This window comes from Corynebacterium sp. KPL4035 (assembly GCF_037908325.1).
Classification (GTDB): Bacteria; Actinomycetota; Actinomycetes; order Mycobacteriales; family Mycobacteriaceae; genus Corynebacterium; species Corynebacterium kefirresidentii.
On record NZ_JBBMGF010000001.1, the window covers coordinates 70,336 to 83,551 of the forward strand.

A 13,216-nucleotide genomic window follows, 5' to 3' on the forward strand; every position below is an offset into this window, starting at 1 on the left:
GCGCTCACAGATCCACAATGGTTGTGAAGCCCGACTTAAGGGGACGTGCGGTACGTTACATCGCCATAACCAGTATCTTTGCCGGGTTTATTGGGGTAAAAGAGGGTAGTTTGCAAACTCTGCGGAACTGGGCGAAGTGGCGGGAGGGCCTGCAAAATGGGGGAATTGCGCCCCTTAGGCGGGTAAAAGGGGCCGGTGGGCGTTAAAATACTTCTATTAAGCCGCGATTTACCCGCAGGATGCGGGGGATGCGCGGACCGGACATTCACCAAATTAGGAAGGAAATGCATAGTGGCTGACGCTGCAGTCAAGCTCGGAATCAAGGAAGGGCAAATCGCCCTAGAGCTTGGTTGGGACGAGGATTGCGATACCGCGATCTCTGAATCGATCGAAGCCGTGCTCGGCGATGATTTCTTGGAAGAAGAAAATGACGAGCTGTGCGATGTAGTCCTTCTTTGGTGGCGCGACGAGGATGGCGACCTTGTGGATGGACTCGTTGACGCGAGCCGTCCGCTGGCCGATAACGGTGCGGTCTGGCTGCTTACCCCGGGTGCCGGAAAGCCGGGAACCGTCGAGCCTGGGCTCATCTCTGAGTCCGCTCAGCTGGCAGGCCTAGTGCAGACCAAGGCGGAGCGCCTAGGCGAGTGGCAAGGCTCGTGCTTGGTGCAGCGTGGCTACACCAAGAAGTAGGACTTTACCTGCCGATTTGTGTTGCTTCAGCAACCTGCGCTACTGTTTCTAACAGCGCAAGAGCGCATGCGGCTTTAGCTCAGCTGGAAGAGCAATTGGTTTACACCCAATAGGTCGGGGGTTCGATCCCCTCAGGCCGCACCAGGTCAGACCCCCTTTTCGAGAAATCGGAGAGGGGGTCTTACTCAACCCTACGACAAAAACGCTGCATCCGAAGAACTACGCCACACCCCACGACAACCCGTGCAGCCCCTCATCTATACGACCTGCCACCTCATCCAAGTCACCATCAAGCAAATCCGCATACGTATCCAGGGTGAGCATTGCCGACTTGTGCCCCAACTGCTTTTGCACAGCCTTCACCGACGCACCAGACGCCACCATCAACCCCGCCGCCACATGCCGCAAACCATGTGGAGTAAGACTGTCCGAAATCACCCCATCCTGGACACACCGCTTCACCGCATGAGCAAAGAACGACGTATGCCCCAACGGACGTAAACACCCGCCAGAAGGCCGCTCCCACACAAACTCATCTGGCCCCTTACCCTCAATAGCTTTCACAATTAGAGGCATAATCGACGCAGCAACCGCCACCGTCCGCTGCTCCCACGACTTAGGCTCCATCGGCACCCACTCACCAGAATCATCACGAGCAATCGCCTGCGCCACCGTCAAACAACGCCGAAGAACATTCACATCCCTCACCCGCAGACCAGCCAACTCACCCCACCGCAATAATGTCACCACGCGGGCCGCTTTCCCGCACCAAGGCGTTAAGCTGCTCCTGCGTGGGATACACCGTCACCGGGCCGGGCTTCTTCGATAGTTTGACCCCCTTAGCGGGATTTTTACGTAGTAGCCCGTCGTTGACTGCGACTTCGAGAATCTGCATGAGTACCGCATGAGAGTTCAGGATTAGGGTTGCTGATGGTGTGGTGTCATGCTCGCGCCCATGGCGCCGCTTTTCTATCGACCCCACCCACGCCTGCACTTCTGATGGTTTGATGCTGTTTACTTTCCTGTGCCCCCCAGTGGGGTTTAACGTGGTGCTCCCACGCGGAATTAAGTTGACGGCGATAGTTGGGTTTGCGTGGTGTGAGGGGTGCCCACTATGCGGGGTGAAGTTCCCCCACGGTTACTTTGCCAGCATTAGGGTCAATTCAGTCGCCAGTGCGGATGGTGGTGGCATTCTTGTCTGCCCAGGCTTGTGCCTCGTTTGGTTCGGAAGCCTTGTTTGTGCGGTTCTTACCATGGGGAAGCGGGGCCAGGCCCGTTAGGTTTTGAGCGTAGTTGAGAATATTTCATTGTTCGGTGATTTTGTGGCGTAGTGTATGGGTATGAGTAAGTTTAGTGAGCGTTTAACTGCTGGTGTTCTTGGTGGGTTTATGTCGTTTGCTGGTGTGTCACATTTGACTCATCAGCGTGAGGAGTTTCAGGCTCAGGTTCCTGATTGGTTTCCTGGTTCCAAGGATGCTGTTGTTGTGGCGTCTGGTGTAGCGGAGATTGTGTTGGGTGTAGGTTTGTTGATTTCGCGTCGCCGTCGTACTGCTTTTGGTGTTGCGTTGGCGGCTTTTTATACCGCTATCTTCCCTGGAAATATTGCTCAGTATGCGGAGCGGCATAATGGGTTCGGGTTGGATACTGATATTAAGCGTTTTGTGCGTTTGTTGTTTCAGCCGGTGTTGATTGCAGGGGCTTTGCATGCGGCGGGGCTACCAGCTAAGAAGTAGCGGTTTTGCTGGCCTTGGTGTCTTCCAAGGCCTTTTATTTTTGGGCTAGAATCATGCCTTGCTCGTTCATCGCATTTTAGATTTGAAGCTCTGTTTAGCCCACCAGGCCCTGAAGAAGTTGAAGCGGGCTATGAGTCTGTCTCGGTCACCTGGGCGTAACGCACCACGAGGCAGGAGTTCTTAATCCTTAAGTCAACAAATACTCCGACGCGTGTTGAGGGTATAGCTTGTCGTCGCGCAGATTATTGCACGGTCGTGACATGTGTCTACCTAACGGGGCTAGGTCCCGTCGTCAATGCCCCGCACGTCGGTGAGGTGCAACGCCATCGAGTTGTACCTTTGGTTGTTGTGCCGTTTTTCTTCATCCACTAAGACAACGCGCACGCCTACCACAGACTCTGCATTGGAACGTGGATTGACCGTTCCGGGGACGTTTATATCGCTTTGAAGATTATAAACGCCCCAGTTTTACCCCCCTTCATCTGCGTGGACCCCACCCGCACAGACGAACTTTCCGTCGCATATCCTGGCAGGGTTGGGGGGCAAGGCCTCGAGAGCCAACTTGTGGACGCGTTATGCCCCAAGAGGAGAGGGCATAACGCATTAACGTGGCTGTTCCTTGGGGCCTAGGCGGATGTTCAGGCAAAGGCCTAGGCAGAGAGTGGCTAGTAGCGCTCGCGGCGGCGCTTGTTTAGCTTGGCGTAGTGATCTGGTTTGGAGTCGCCGTAGCGCGAGCGATTGCGGCGGCCGGCGGCATGCGAGGAGGACGCGGCGGGAACGGCCGTGGCGGCATCGGTGGCGTCGTCAGTGACCGCGTGGACATCGTGCTGGGAGGTCGCAGGGGACGGGGCTTTTACGGGTGCGGAGCCTGAAGCGGAGGCGTCCTCGGGCTCGGATGGGGTTGAGGCATCGGCATCGAGGGCGGCCAAGGCCTCTTCCTCCTCGCGCAGGCGGCGGCGCTCACGGATTTCGGACCATACGAAGTAGCCCAAACCCAGCGGGGCCATGATGCCGAAGGCAATCCACTGGTAGCCGTAGGAGAGGTGGTTGCCGCGGTCGAGCTGCGGGATAGGCATGGCGTTGAGCACGCCGGGCTGGTCGGCGGAGAGTTGGATGTAGTCGTGGGCCAAGGGGGCGTCGATAATCGAGGCAACCTGCTCCGTATGGATGGAGTAGACCTGCTGGTAGCCCTCCTGCTTAATGGGGGCGGACTGGTGCTGAGCCTCATCGGCGCGGATCATTCCGGTCAAAGTCGTTTCGCCAGAAGGGGCGGCGGGAATATCCGGCACGGCGTTGGCCTCGCCGGCCTTGACCCAGCCGCGGTTAACCAGGATGGTCAGGCCGGAATCGGTGTGGAAGGGAACCAGAGATTGGTAGGACGGACCGGAATCGACCGGGCGCAGGCGCAGCAGCACTTCATCCTGCGGCAGGTAGCGGCCGTGCAAGGTGGCGCGGGACCACTCATCGTTTTTGATAGCACCGTGGTCATCCACGAGGTCTTCTACCGGCTGGGGATCTGCCTCATAGGCGTGGGTGATGAGCTCGTTGCGTTCCACAATGTCATCGTCCTTGCCCAGTTGCCACGGGGCAAGGACGGTAAAAGCGAGGTAGGAAAAGGCCACGACGAACAGCAGCAGTAGAACCCAACCTGGCTTAAGGAACGTCTTTAGCATGGGGCCTAGTTTAGTCGTGGTGAGCGCGAATCCAATCCAGCAGGCCAGGTACGGCGGCCTCGATATTGTTGCGGGTGGTTTCGAAATCGGCGGCAGAACCGTAATACGGGTCTGCTACGTCCGCGTCTTCCGGGGAGCTGGGATCGAAGCTGCGCATCAAGCGGATCTTGTCCGGGTCGATGCTGCGCTCAATAAGGGCGTCGCGGTGGCCTTTGTCCATGGCGATGAAGAGATCAGCATCCATGTGCTCGGGCCCCAGCTTGGCCGCGCGGTGGGAACCACCATCGTGGCCGCCGCGGCGCAGCTCGGCAATGGCGCGCGGATCCGCTCCTTGGCCCACATGCCAGCCGCCGAGGCCGCAGGAGTCCACGGTGGCGACAAGGTCAAGCATGTCCTTTTCCATCTCATCGCGCGCGATGATTTCTGCCATGGGGGAGCGGCAGATATCTCCGGTGCAAACAAAGACGAGGTAGAGGCCGGAGCGGGCAGCGGATTCGGTCATGCGGAAAACCCCTTCGCGCGAATAGTACTGTGGTGCGGAAGATAGGATATAGCAGTAGTAACTATTCCATGAAACGAGCATAAAGGAGTACCTCCATGTCCGCTGTGAGCGTGGGCGATGTCCGCCGCGTACTCGATGAGGCCTACCCGCCGCACCTGGCGGAAAAGTGGGACGCCGTGGGGCTTATCTGCGGTGATCCGACCGCGGAGGTCAAGCGCGTGGCTTTTGCCTTGGACTGCACCCAAGCGGTAGCGGAGCGGGCGGTTGAACTCGGCGCGGATATGCTCGTGGTCCACCATCCATTGCTCTTGCGCGGGGTGGAGTCCGTGGCGGCCGATACGCCCAAGGGCAAGGTCATACACACGCTGCTGAGCAATGGTGTTGCGCTTTTTGCGGCCCATACCAATGCCGATAAGGCGCGGCCGGGCGTCAACGACAAGCTCGCGGAGCTGGTGGGCATTAACCCAGGCCGGCCCATCGTGCCGGAGCCCCAGGGCGTGGATAAGTGGGGCGTGCACGTGCCGGTTGCCGCGGCCGAGGAGGTGAAGCAGGCGCTTTTCGACGCCGGCGCGGGCCACATCGGCGCCTACTCTCACTGCTCCTTCGATATCGCCGGCACGGGCCAATTCCAGCCGGAAGAGGGAGCAGACCCGGCGGAGGGAGAAATTGGCGCCCTGCACCGCGGCGAGGAAATCCGCGTCGAGTTTGTCGCGCCGGCCGCGCTTCGCTCCGCCTTGTTGCAGGCCCTGCACGCCGCGCACCCTTATGAAGTACCGGCCTATGACATTACGGAAACCGCTGGCCACCAAGACCTGGATAAGGCGCTCGGCCTCGGACGCGTAGGAGAGCTGCCACAGGAGATGACCCTGCGCGAGTTTACCCAGCAGGTGGCCAATGCCCTCCCCGAGACCGCCTGGGGCATCCGCGCCGCCGGGGATCCGGAACAAAAGGTGCGTACCGTAGCGGTTTCTTCCGGCTCGGGAGATTCCTTCCTCTCCGCGGCCGCGAAGCTAGGCGTAGACGTGTATGTCACGTCGGATCTGCGCCACCACCCGGTGGATGAGCACTTGCGTGCCGGCGGGCCGGCCGTCATCGATACCGCCCACTGGGCCAGCGAATTTCCGTGGACGGCCCAAGCGCGCGATATCGTAGAGAATGCTTTAGAACTGGATACGGAAATTATCAGCCTGCGCACCGACCCGTGGACTATCTCTGCGCACCCAAAGGAGTCATAAGTGAAACTATCGCAAGAACTACAGCCGGTATTGCTGGAGCTGGCCAACCTGGAACGCTCGCAGGGCCATGGCGCGAAGAAGGAAATCCCGGAACAAGCCGAGTATGACAAGGCTAAAGAAGAACACAAGCGCCTACTGGATGCATCCGGCTCCGCGCAGATGGCCGTCGATGACATGGAGACCGAAATCTTGCGCATCCAGGCCGATGAGCGCAAGCTGCGCCAGCGCGAGCGCGATGATAAGCGCCAGCTAGGTGCTGCCGTAGATCCAGAAACGCGCAAGGACCTAGAGCACGATCTCTACGCCGCCAAGTCCCGCATCGCAGATCTCATGAGCGAGCTACAAGAAGCACATAATGAGGTGCACGCGCTGCGTTCTAACCTGGACGTGCACGGTGCGCGCGTTTCTGAGTCCGAGCGCAAGCTGGAAAAGCTGCGTCGCGCGGCCGAGGCGGCACAGGAGGCGGCTGCCAACCAGGAAGACCCGGCCGTGCGCATCGGCGAGTTGCGCCATCAGCTGCCTGCCGGGGTACTGAGCGAGTACGATACCCAGCGCGAGGAAAACGGCGTGGGCGCCGCCCAGTTCAAGGCCAACCGCGCTTGTGGCGGCTGCTTCATTGTCCTGCCGCCGGCGGAGCAAAACGCGGTGCGCAATGCCCCGGCCGATGAATTGCCGCAGTGCGGCGATTGCGGCTCCTACCTGGTGCGTTTGGTCTAATGAAGGTCATTATCTATGCCGATGGCGGCTCCCGCGGCAACCCTGGTGTGGCCGGTTCCGGCACCGTTATTTATGACGGCAGCGGGCAGCGCATCCTGCGCGAAATCGTCTACGTAGTAGGTACCAAGTCCACCAATAACGTCGCTGAGTACAACGGCTTATTGCGCGGCCTGGAAGCCGCCACCGAAATGGGCGCTACCGAAGTGGAGTTCCACATGGATTCCAAGCTGGTGGTAGAGCAAATCAACGGCCGCTGGAAGATAAAGCACCCGGACATGCAGAAGCTGGCCCTGCGCGCCCGCGACTACATCAACGGCTTTTCTTCCTTCAGCTTGGACTGGGTGCCGCGCGCTAAGAATAAGGTGGCAGACGCCCTATCCAATGACGCCATGGACGCCGCGGCCGCCGGACATCCTGAAGGCATCGTTGCCGGGGAGGAAGATACTGCCGAACCGGCACAGGCTACGGAACACGACACCACCGCGCCGCATCCCACCGATTGGCTTGGGGACCGCGGACCTACCACTCGCTTTATCCTGCTGCGCCACGGGCAGACGGACATGTCGGCCGCTAAGCAGTACTCCGGGCGCGCCAACCCGGGGCTTACGCAGCTCGGGCAAAAGCAGGCGCTGGCCGCAGCCCAAGCGCTTGCCAACGCCCACTTTGATGCCATCGTCTGCTCGCCCCTTCGCCGCTGCCAAGAGACAGCGGCGGCCGTGGCCAATGGCCGCGATATCGAGGTAGAGACCGTGGAAGGACTCATCGAGGTGGACTTCGGCGCATGGGAAGGCAAGACTGCCGCCGAGGCCCACCAGCGCGATCCGGAACTGCACGAGGAATGGCTGCATGACGCGAGCGTCGCCTGTCCGGGCGGGGAATCGCTGCAGGCGCTAAACCGCCGCGTGCGCACTACCCGCAAGGAGCTACAAGAGCGCTTTGCGGGCAAAACCGTGCTGGTAGTAAGCCACGTCAATCCGATTAAGTCCTTTATCCGCCAGGCGCTTGATGCCGGGCCGGCTACCTTTGGTCATCTCTTTTTAGACCTGGCTGCCATTTCCCAGGTGGAATTCTGGGAAGGCGGCTCTATGGTGCACGGATTTAACGATGTGGGCCACCTGGCAGGCCTGCGCTAGAATAAGGAACGCGAATGAGCCGGCCGGGTGATCGCGTCGCTTCATACGGGCAGCGAGCTGCTGCCGCGTGGGCGCCGAGGAAAGTCCGGACTCCATAGAGCACGGTGGTTGCTAACGGCAACCCGGGGAAACCCGCGGGCAAGTGCAACAGAAAGTAGACCGCCTTGTGCCTCCGCTTGAGCTTCGGCCCAAGTTGGAGCAACAAGGTAAGGGTGAAACGGTGCGTTAAGAGCGCACCAGCACCGTCAGTGATGGCGGTGGCTGGGTAAACCCCACCGGGAGCAAGGCATCACGGCCCCGCCACGTTGCGGGGCCCGATCAGGCGTTTTAAGGCTGCTCGCTCGAGCCTGAAGGTAGCTGCTGGAACCAACTGGCAACGGTTGGTCTAGATGGATGTTCACCGCACGGTGCTCCCTTGGGAGTGCCGCGATTAGACAGAATCCGGCTTATAGGCCGACTCATTCGCCCCAAGACGTTTATGGTGGTGGACATGAAGCTCTACGCCGCCCCGCTCGATTTCCGCGCCATTGCCGCAGAATTTTCGGTAGCCACCGATTTTCCGGCTGCGGTCACCCACCAGGCCGCCCACGCGCAAGACCGGTATGCCGACTCGCGCCGCGACGCCCGCGATATTCCCTTCGTAACCCTCGATCCCGCCGGCTCCATGGACTTGGATCAGGCGGTTTACCTGGAAAGGCGCGATGGTGGCTACCGCGTCTTTTATGCCATTGCGGATGTCGCCGCCTTTATTGAGCCCGGCAGCGAGCTGGAGCGCGAGTCCTTCCGCCGCGGCCAGACTATTTATCTTCCCGATGCGCCAGCTCGCCTGCACCCGCCCGAGCTTTCCGAAGACCGTGCCTCACTGCTGCCTAAAACCGATAAACCGGCCGTGCTGTGGACCTTTGATCTAGATGACGCCGGTGAGGTGGAGTCTTTCCACGTCGAGCGCGCGCTCATCTACTCCCAGGCCCGCCTGGACTATGAGGGCGCGCACGCGGACTTGGCGGCCGGTAACCTGCACCCGTCTATTGCATTGCTGCCGGAGGTGGGACGATTGCGCCAGGAGTCCTCCCTGCGCCGCGAGGCCATTTCCTTGCGCCTGCCCTCCCAGCGCGTAGTGGAAAATTCTGATGGCACCTTTGAGCTCATTATCGAGCCTCGCTATGAGGTCATGGACTATAACTCGGAGATCTCTCTGCTTGCCGGCATGTGCGCGGGACGCCTCATGCAGGAAGCGGGCGTGGGTTTTCTGCGTACTTTGCCCGCCGCCGAACCGGAGCACGAGCGCCAATTTCGCGCCGAGGCCCAAGCCCTGGGCTTTGCGCTTGGCGATGCCCCCATTCCCCAGTTTCTCCTCACCGTCGACGCCGATTCCCCACGCGGCATGGCAGTCATGCGCGAGGCCCAAAGCCTCCTGCGAGGCGCCGATTATGCGTGGCTTGGAGAACAGGAAGCGCAGGTGCATGCCGGGATAGGCGGCTACTACGCACACGTGACCGCGCCGCTGCGGCGCCTGTCCGATAGGTTTGCAACCGAGGTCTGCCTAGCCCTCTGCGGCGATTACGAGGTCCCCGGCTGGGTGGGGGAGCGCGCCACGGAGGTCATTGGCGCAATGCGTTCTACCTCGCAGCTTGCCTCCCAAGTGGATAAGGCCTGCCTCAACCTCACCGAGGCCACCGTGCTGCGCCCCTGGCTCGGCACTAATTTCCCGGCCACCGTCGTAAGCGGCGATGCAAAGCGGGACAAAGCTCGGATTTTTGTGCCGGAGCCACCCGTCTTCGCTCAATCTGTAGGCGCGCCAGAAACCGGCAGCGAAACCACAGTCTCGCTGGTGACAGCGGATACCGATTCGCGCGAGGTACTCTTTGCGTGGCCTGCTGACTAGCTGGTGAGGCTACTAGCTCTCGCCGCGTGCGGCCTCGCCCGGCTGTAATTCGACTACGAGCAGGCCATCGTCTGCCAAGTCGGCCGCAAAATTATGCGCGCTCTTCGCCGGGACGTAGGCAATAACTGCGTTCGATGTGCCCGCGTGTGCCGAACGCCCCGCTACGGCACCGCGGACCGTGACTAGCTCGGCGAGTTTTTCTGCCGAGTCCAAGCCGTAGATATTGGCTAGGGAGGACTGTGATTGCAAAAGGATGGGGAAGAGCTCCGCGCCGCGATGCGAGCGCAGGAAGCGGGTGAACTTTTCTACCCGCTGGGTTTCTTCCTCATAAAAGGCCATCCACTCGGTGGCGGCGCTGATGCTCGGGTGGCCTTCCTCGCCGTAGACCTTGTGGACGGCCTTGAGCCAATCGAGGACGCGCTGTTGGGCGTCTGGAAGCAAGCGCAGCGAATCGGTGCCAAAGGAATGGCAGGCATCATCAATAAAGCGCTGTCGCTGGCGGATATCGGCGATGGCCTTTTCTTCCTGCGCGGAAAAATCTTCCGGCACCGCCACCGCGAACGCAGCTATCTCGCGACCAACAAGGTGCGGTGCGTGGGTGACAGAACCGTCGGCGTAATCCATGATGCATACGCCCTCACCCGTGCTGCGCAGAGCCGCGCTATGGCGGGCACGCAAAGGCGGCCGCGCACCAAAGGTAGTAACGGCCTGGGTGCATACATCTGCCACCCGAGCCCTTAGCGGCGCATCCAGGTCCGCATCCGCCCCCATGAGTGCCAGCGCTACCGCGACGTTCGCAGCGGCATCCGCACCCAAACCAGCACCTTCCGGAATATCGGAGGCGATAGTGATATCCGCGCCGGCTGTCTCACGAGAGAGCAACTGGCGGTTAATCATCGTGTGGACAATGCCACCCACGCGGGCAGCCAGCCCTCCCTCTGGAGCCGGCGGAATGATTGGCTGGCCCTCTGCATCTGTGGTGGGTTGTTGCGCTGTTGCCAGCTCTGCGAGCGCTTGCAGGCTTATCGAATCATGGGCAGGCTCACCTTCTGCCGGGTGGAAATGTACCGTTACCACGCCATCGGTGCGCGAGCTTACTGCCGCAGCGGCGCGTAGCTTGTCCACGCACATGGCAACAATGCCGCCGAAGTGGTCAATGTGTTCACCAATAAGGGACCACGTTGCCGGCGCGCTAGCGGTATGAGTTGGAGCGCTGCCCGTGAGATCAGTATGTGCTTGGGCGGCGCGCTCGGCTACAGGCTCTGCAGGCGTTGACCACAGTGGCATGGGTGCTAAAGCTCCTTTTCCAGGTTCTGGGACCAGTAGTCTTCGTTGCCACTCGCACGCGGCGGTGCGCTTAAAGCAACGAATGCCCGCCACCTTTTGGTGCGGCGGCGGGGAATACGACATGGAATCGTATAAAAGAAATGTGCTGCCCCACATTCTAGCGGGCATCGCTTAGACGGCGTGGGTAGTGTGGACACAAACCATACCAGCGGCAGCGATCAGCCGGTGCCGCTGGCGCTACGACTGAGAGGATAGTTTTATGAGCGATGCAGACCAGAAGTGGTTCTTCGATCCAGCCACCAAGGAAGTCAGCCAAGGCAAGACCTCTGGCTGGGAAAACCGAATGGGCCCGTATGACACCCGTGAAGAAGCAGAAAACGCTATCGAAATTGCCCACGCCCGCAACGATGCGGCAGATGCCGCAGACAAAGAAGATGACTGGAAGTAAATAACCTCCAGCCATCTTTTTCTACGCCGTGTTTCCCGGTAACTGCCTGGGAAGCGCGGCTACTTTAGTTTCTTACGCAGCGGCTTAAACGCCGCCTTGATGTCTTTGAAAGACTCGGCGTAATCATCCAGCGCCTTCAGCCCGATGGTGCGCTCGCGTTGATAGAGCAGGCCATAGCCAAAGGTATTTTCGCCACGGCGGCGAGCGGAATCTGCCAGTTCGAGCAGCTTATCGCGCGAGGTCACGGAATCTTGGAAATCACCGAGCACCGACTGCATCTGCTTGCAGGCCTTATAGAGACGCTTGGTCTTAAGGTTGGTGGCAGAACCAGCTGCTTCTGCTGCATAACGCAGCTTCTTTGCAGCCTTACGCATATCGTGGAAATAGTCCTCGCGCTCGTGCAGGGACAGCTCCGGGTTATCCCAATTCTCTACGGCCTTCTTATGGCGCTTGACCAGCTTGTTATAGGCCTTTTCAAGGTGCTGCGCCATCACAGTGTCCATGTCCGCGGACTTGTCCTTGGACTTCTTCTCTGGCTTCTTTTTGGCCTTCTCTGCAGCAGCCGCGTTATCCTCGCGGGACTCGGAAGAAGCAGCGCCTTCCTCCGTAGAGGACTGTTCTTCCGTCTGCTCCGCATCATCATTTACCGGAGCGGATTCTTGTTGCTTATCGGCCGTTGGCGGATCCGCGAGCAAGCGGTCGAGCGACTCTAGCAGCTCGAGGTAACGCTCGGAATCAAGGGCGGCGATAACGCGACGGTGCGCACGGCGGTAGGCGGTGCCCATATCCTGCGCAATGTGCTCGCGGGTGGAATCATCCAAGGTGTCAGAATCTTCGGACTCCAACAGCTTCTGCCAGCGCTCTTCAACAACCTCCGCATCGCGAGCAACCCCCAAAATGCCAGCGAGCTCCTTCAGATCGGCTTCAATTTTTTCGATTTCTGGTCCGACCACGATGCCATGGAAGGTCTGAAGGTGGCTGCGCAGCTCGCGGGTAGCTACACGCATCTGATGCACCGAGTCCCACTCATCGCGGCGAACACGTGGATCATAATCAACCAGCTTGTCGCGGTTAGCTTGCAGTGCGGTGATCACGGCGGCGGCAGGGGAATCCGGGTCCACGTCCGGCGATACCAGGGCCGGGGGAAGCGGGGCGTTGGCATAAGAATCACCCAAGGCCGATTTCAGCTTGGATGGGGAAGAAGATACGCGTGCACCGGCACCGATGAGAAGAGAGGTAGCACGGCGAATGAACTGCGTTCCTTCCTCGGTACCAGGTAGCTCACCTGCGAGCTCTACTTCCCATTCGCGCCACGACTGTTGCTCGCCGCCGGGAAGGAAGGAAAAGGCGGTGACATGGTCATCGCAAAACTCTGCCACTGGCTTATTATCGGCATCTGCCAAGACCATCTCGGTGCGCTTGTTGTCTACCTGAGCAATTGGGGTGAGCTCGTTGTGGCGGACAATGGAGCGAACCTGATGGAGCAGCTCGCTAGGAACTTCATAGCGGCCATCGACAGGCTCTCCCAATTCTGCGTGGATTTCGGTACGGCCAGCCTCGCTAGGGATCTTGATATGCCAGCCATTATCATTTCCTCCGGTGCGGCGGCGGAGGGTGACCTTAGCGTGGGTGAGGCGGAGGTCTTCAGTGTCGTAGTAGATGGCCGAAAGTGCGTGGTGGCGCGTGTCTGCGACGTGGTCAACTCTCTCAAGGCGGGTCAGTTCAGGGAGCTGAGTGGACTCGGCTACGGAGAATTTCGCTTCAACTTCGAGAAAAGACTGTGTAGACATTCACGTACCTTCTACTTTCTAGACCTAATCAATCTCATCGGTGATCTTACCTGTAATGACCTCGTTGCGGTGCCATACTCTGCCCCCGTTCGCTAGCAGGGAACGGGGGCCAGGAACCGTATC

Annotated in this window: 13 protein-coding genes, 1 tRNA gene, 1 other RNA gene and 1 pseudogene; 9 read left to right on the forward strand and 7 right to left on the reverse strand. The window is 59.9% G+C overall.

Features of this window, described 5'->3' with window-relative positions:
* Window positions 1-291 precede the first annotated feature (291 nt).
* Together WMP96_RS00320 and WMP96_RS00325 are read left to right on the forward strand one after the other, a co-directional pair.
* The gene (locus tag WMP96_RS00320; protein WP_023021130.1) at window positions 292-690 is read left to right on the forward strand and encodes a DUF3052 domain-containing protein; all 399 of its coding nucleotides are present in this window, start codon (window positions 292-294) and stop codon (window positions 688-690) included.
* Window positions 691-758: 68 nt separating this feature from the next.
* A tRNA-Val gene (locus tag WMP96_RS00325) sits at window positions 759-834 on the forward strand.
* Between the two features lie 75 nt (window positions 835-909).
* Here WMP96_RS00325 and WMP96_RS00330 read toward each other — a convergent pair.
* A complete protein-coding gene (locus tag WMP96_RS00330; RefSeq protein WP_301716655.1) occupies window positions 910-1,440 on the reverse strand; it encodes a tyrosine-type recombinase/integrase in 531 nt (176 codons plus the stop codon).
* Window positions 1,415-1,585, reverse strand: coding sequence for a hypothetical protein (locus WMP96_RS00335; RefSeq protein WP_301716656.1), 171 nt, complete (start codon window positions 1,583-1,585; stop codon window positions 1,415-1,417). The genes WMP96_RS00330 and WMP96_RS00335 overlap by 26 nt, the downstream gene beginning before the upstream one ends.
* 439 nt (window positions 1,586-2,024) lie before the next feature.
* Between WMP96_RS00335 and WMP96_RS00340 the strand changes: the two genes are divergently transcribed.
* Entirely contained in the window at window positions 2,025-2,423 is a 399-nt protein-coding gene (locus WMP96_RS00340; protein WP_239204475.1) for a DoxX family protein, read from the forward strand.
* A gap of 287 nt (window positions 2,424-2,710) precedes the next feature.
* Here WMP96_RS00340 and WMP96_RS11715 read toward each other — a convergent pair.
* The 3 genes and pseudogenes from WMP96_RS11715 to WMP96_RS00350 form a co-directional block, all read right to left on the reverse strand.
* A pseudogene (locus tag WMP96_RS11715) lies at window positions 2,711-2,788 on the reverse strand (IS1/IS1595 family N-terminal zinc-binding domain-containing protein); the annotation flags it as partial.
* A 300-nt stretch (window positions 2,789-3,088) separates the two neighbouring features.
* A complete protein-coding gene (locus tag WMP96_RS00345; protein ID WP_301716657.1) occupies window positions 3,089-4,096 on the reverse strand; it encodes an SURF1 family cytochrome oxidase biogenesis protein in 1,008 nt (335 codons plus the stop codon).
* Window positions 4,097-4,106: 10 nt separating this feature from the next.
* A complete protein-coding gene (locus WMP96_RS00350) occupies window positions 4,107-4,598 on the reverse strand; it encodes a low molecular weight protein-tyrosine-phosphatase (protein WP_340431785.1) in 492 nt (163 codons plus the stop codon).
* 95 nt (window positions 4,599-4,693) lie between these two features.
* Between WMP96_RS00350 and WMP96_RS00355 the strand changes: the two genes are divergently transcribed.
* The 5 genes from WMP96_RS00355 (at window position 4,694) to WMP96_RS00375 (ending at window position 9,568) form a co-directional block, all read left to right on the forward strand.
* Complete coding sequence (locus tag WMP96_RS00355) at window positions 4,694-5,833, forward strand: Nif3-like dinuclear metal center hexameric protein (RefSeq protein ID WP_023021133.1); 1,140 nt, start codon at window positions 4,694-4,696, stop codon at window positions 5,831-5,833.
* On the forward strand, window positions 5,834-6,550 hold the full coding sequence (locus tag WMP96_RS00360) for a zinc ribbon domain-containing protein (protein WP_023021134.1): 717 nt from the start codon (window positions 5,834-5,836) through the stop codon (window positions 6,548-6,550).
* Window positions 6,550-7,683 carry a bifunctional RNase H/acid phosphatase gene (locus WMP96_RS00365; protein ID WP_340431787.1) on the forward strand — a complete coding sequence of 378 codons (1,134 nt, stop codon included), beginning with the start codon at window positions 6,550-6,552 and terminating at the stop codon, window positions 7,681-7,683. Before WMP96_RS00360 ends, WMP96_RS00365 begins: the two co-directional genes overlap by 1 nt.
* A gap of 15 nt (window positions 7,684-7,698) precedes the next feature.
* Window positions 7,699-8,148, forward strand: an RNA gene (rnpB, locus tag WMP96_RS00370) — RNase P RNA component class A.
* Window positions 8,149-8,173: 25 nt separating this feature from the next.
* Window positions 8,174-9,568: a ribonuclease catalytic domain-containing protein gene (locus WMP96_RS00375; protein WP_301716661.1), complete on the forward strand. Its 1,395-nt coding sequence runs from the start codon at window positions 8,174-8,176 to the stop codon at window positions 9,566-9,568.
* Between the two features lie 12 nt (window positions 9,569-9,580).
* On the opposite strand, the gene WMP96_RS00380 is transcribed toward WMP96_RS00375, so the two are convergent.
* On the reverse strand, window positions 9,581-10,855 hold the full coding sequence (locus tag WMP96_RS00380; protein ID WP_301716662.1) for a galactokinase family protein: 1,275 nt from the start codon (window positions 10,853-10,855) through the stop codon (window positions 9,581-9,583).
* 259 nt (window positions 10,856-11,114) lie between these two features.
* On the opposite strand from WMP96_RS00380, the gene WMP96_RS00385 reads away from it, so the two are divergent.
* The gene (locus WMP96_RS00385; protein WP_049361312.1) at window positions 11,115-11,303 is read left to right on the forward strand and encodes a hypothetical protein; all 189 of its coding nucleotides are present in this window, start codon (window positions 11,115-11,117) and stop codon (window positions 11,301-11,303) included.
* 59 nt (window positions 11,304-11,362) lie between these two features.
* Here WMP96_RS00385 and WMP96_RS00390 read toward each other — a convergent pair whose 3' ends face one another.
* The gene (locus tag WMP96_RS00390) at window positions 11,363-13,093 is read right to left on the reverse strand and encodes a CYTH and CHAD domain-containing protein (protein WP_340431789.1); all 1,731 of its coding nucleotides are present in this window, start codon (window positions 13,091-13,093) and stop codon (window positions 11,363-11,365) included.
* Window positions 13,094-13,216: the final 123 nt, after the last annotated feature.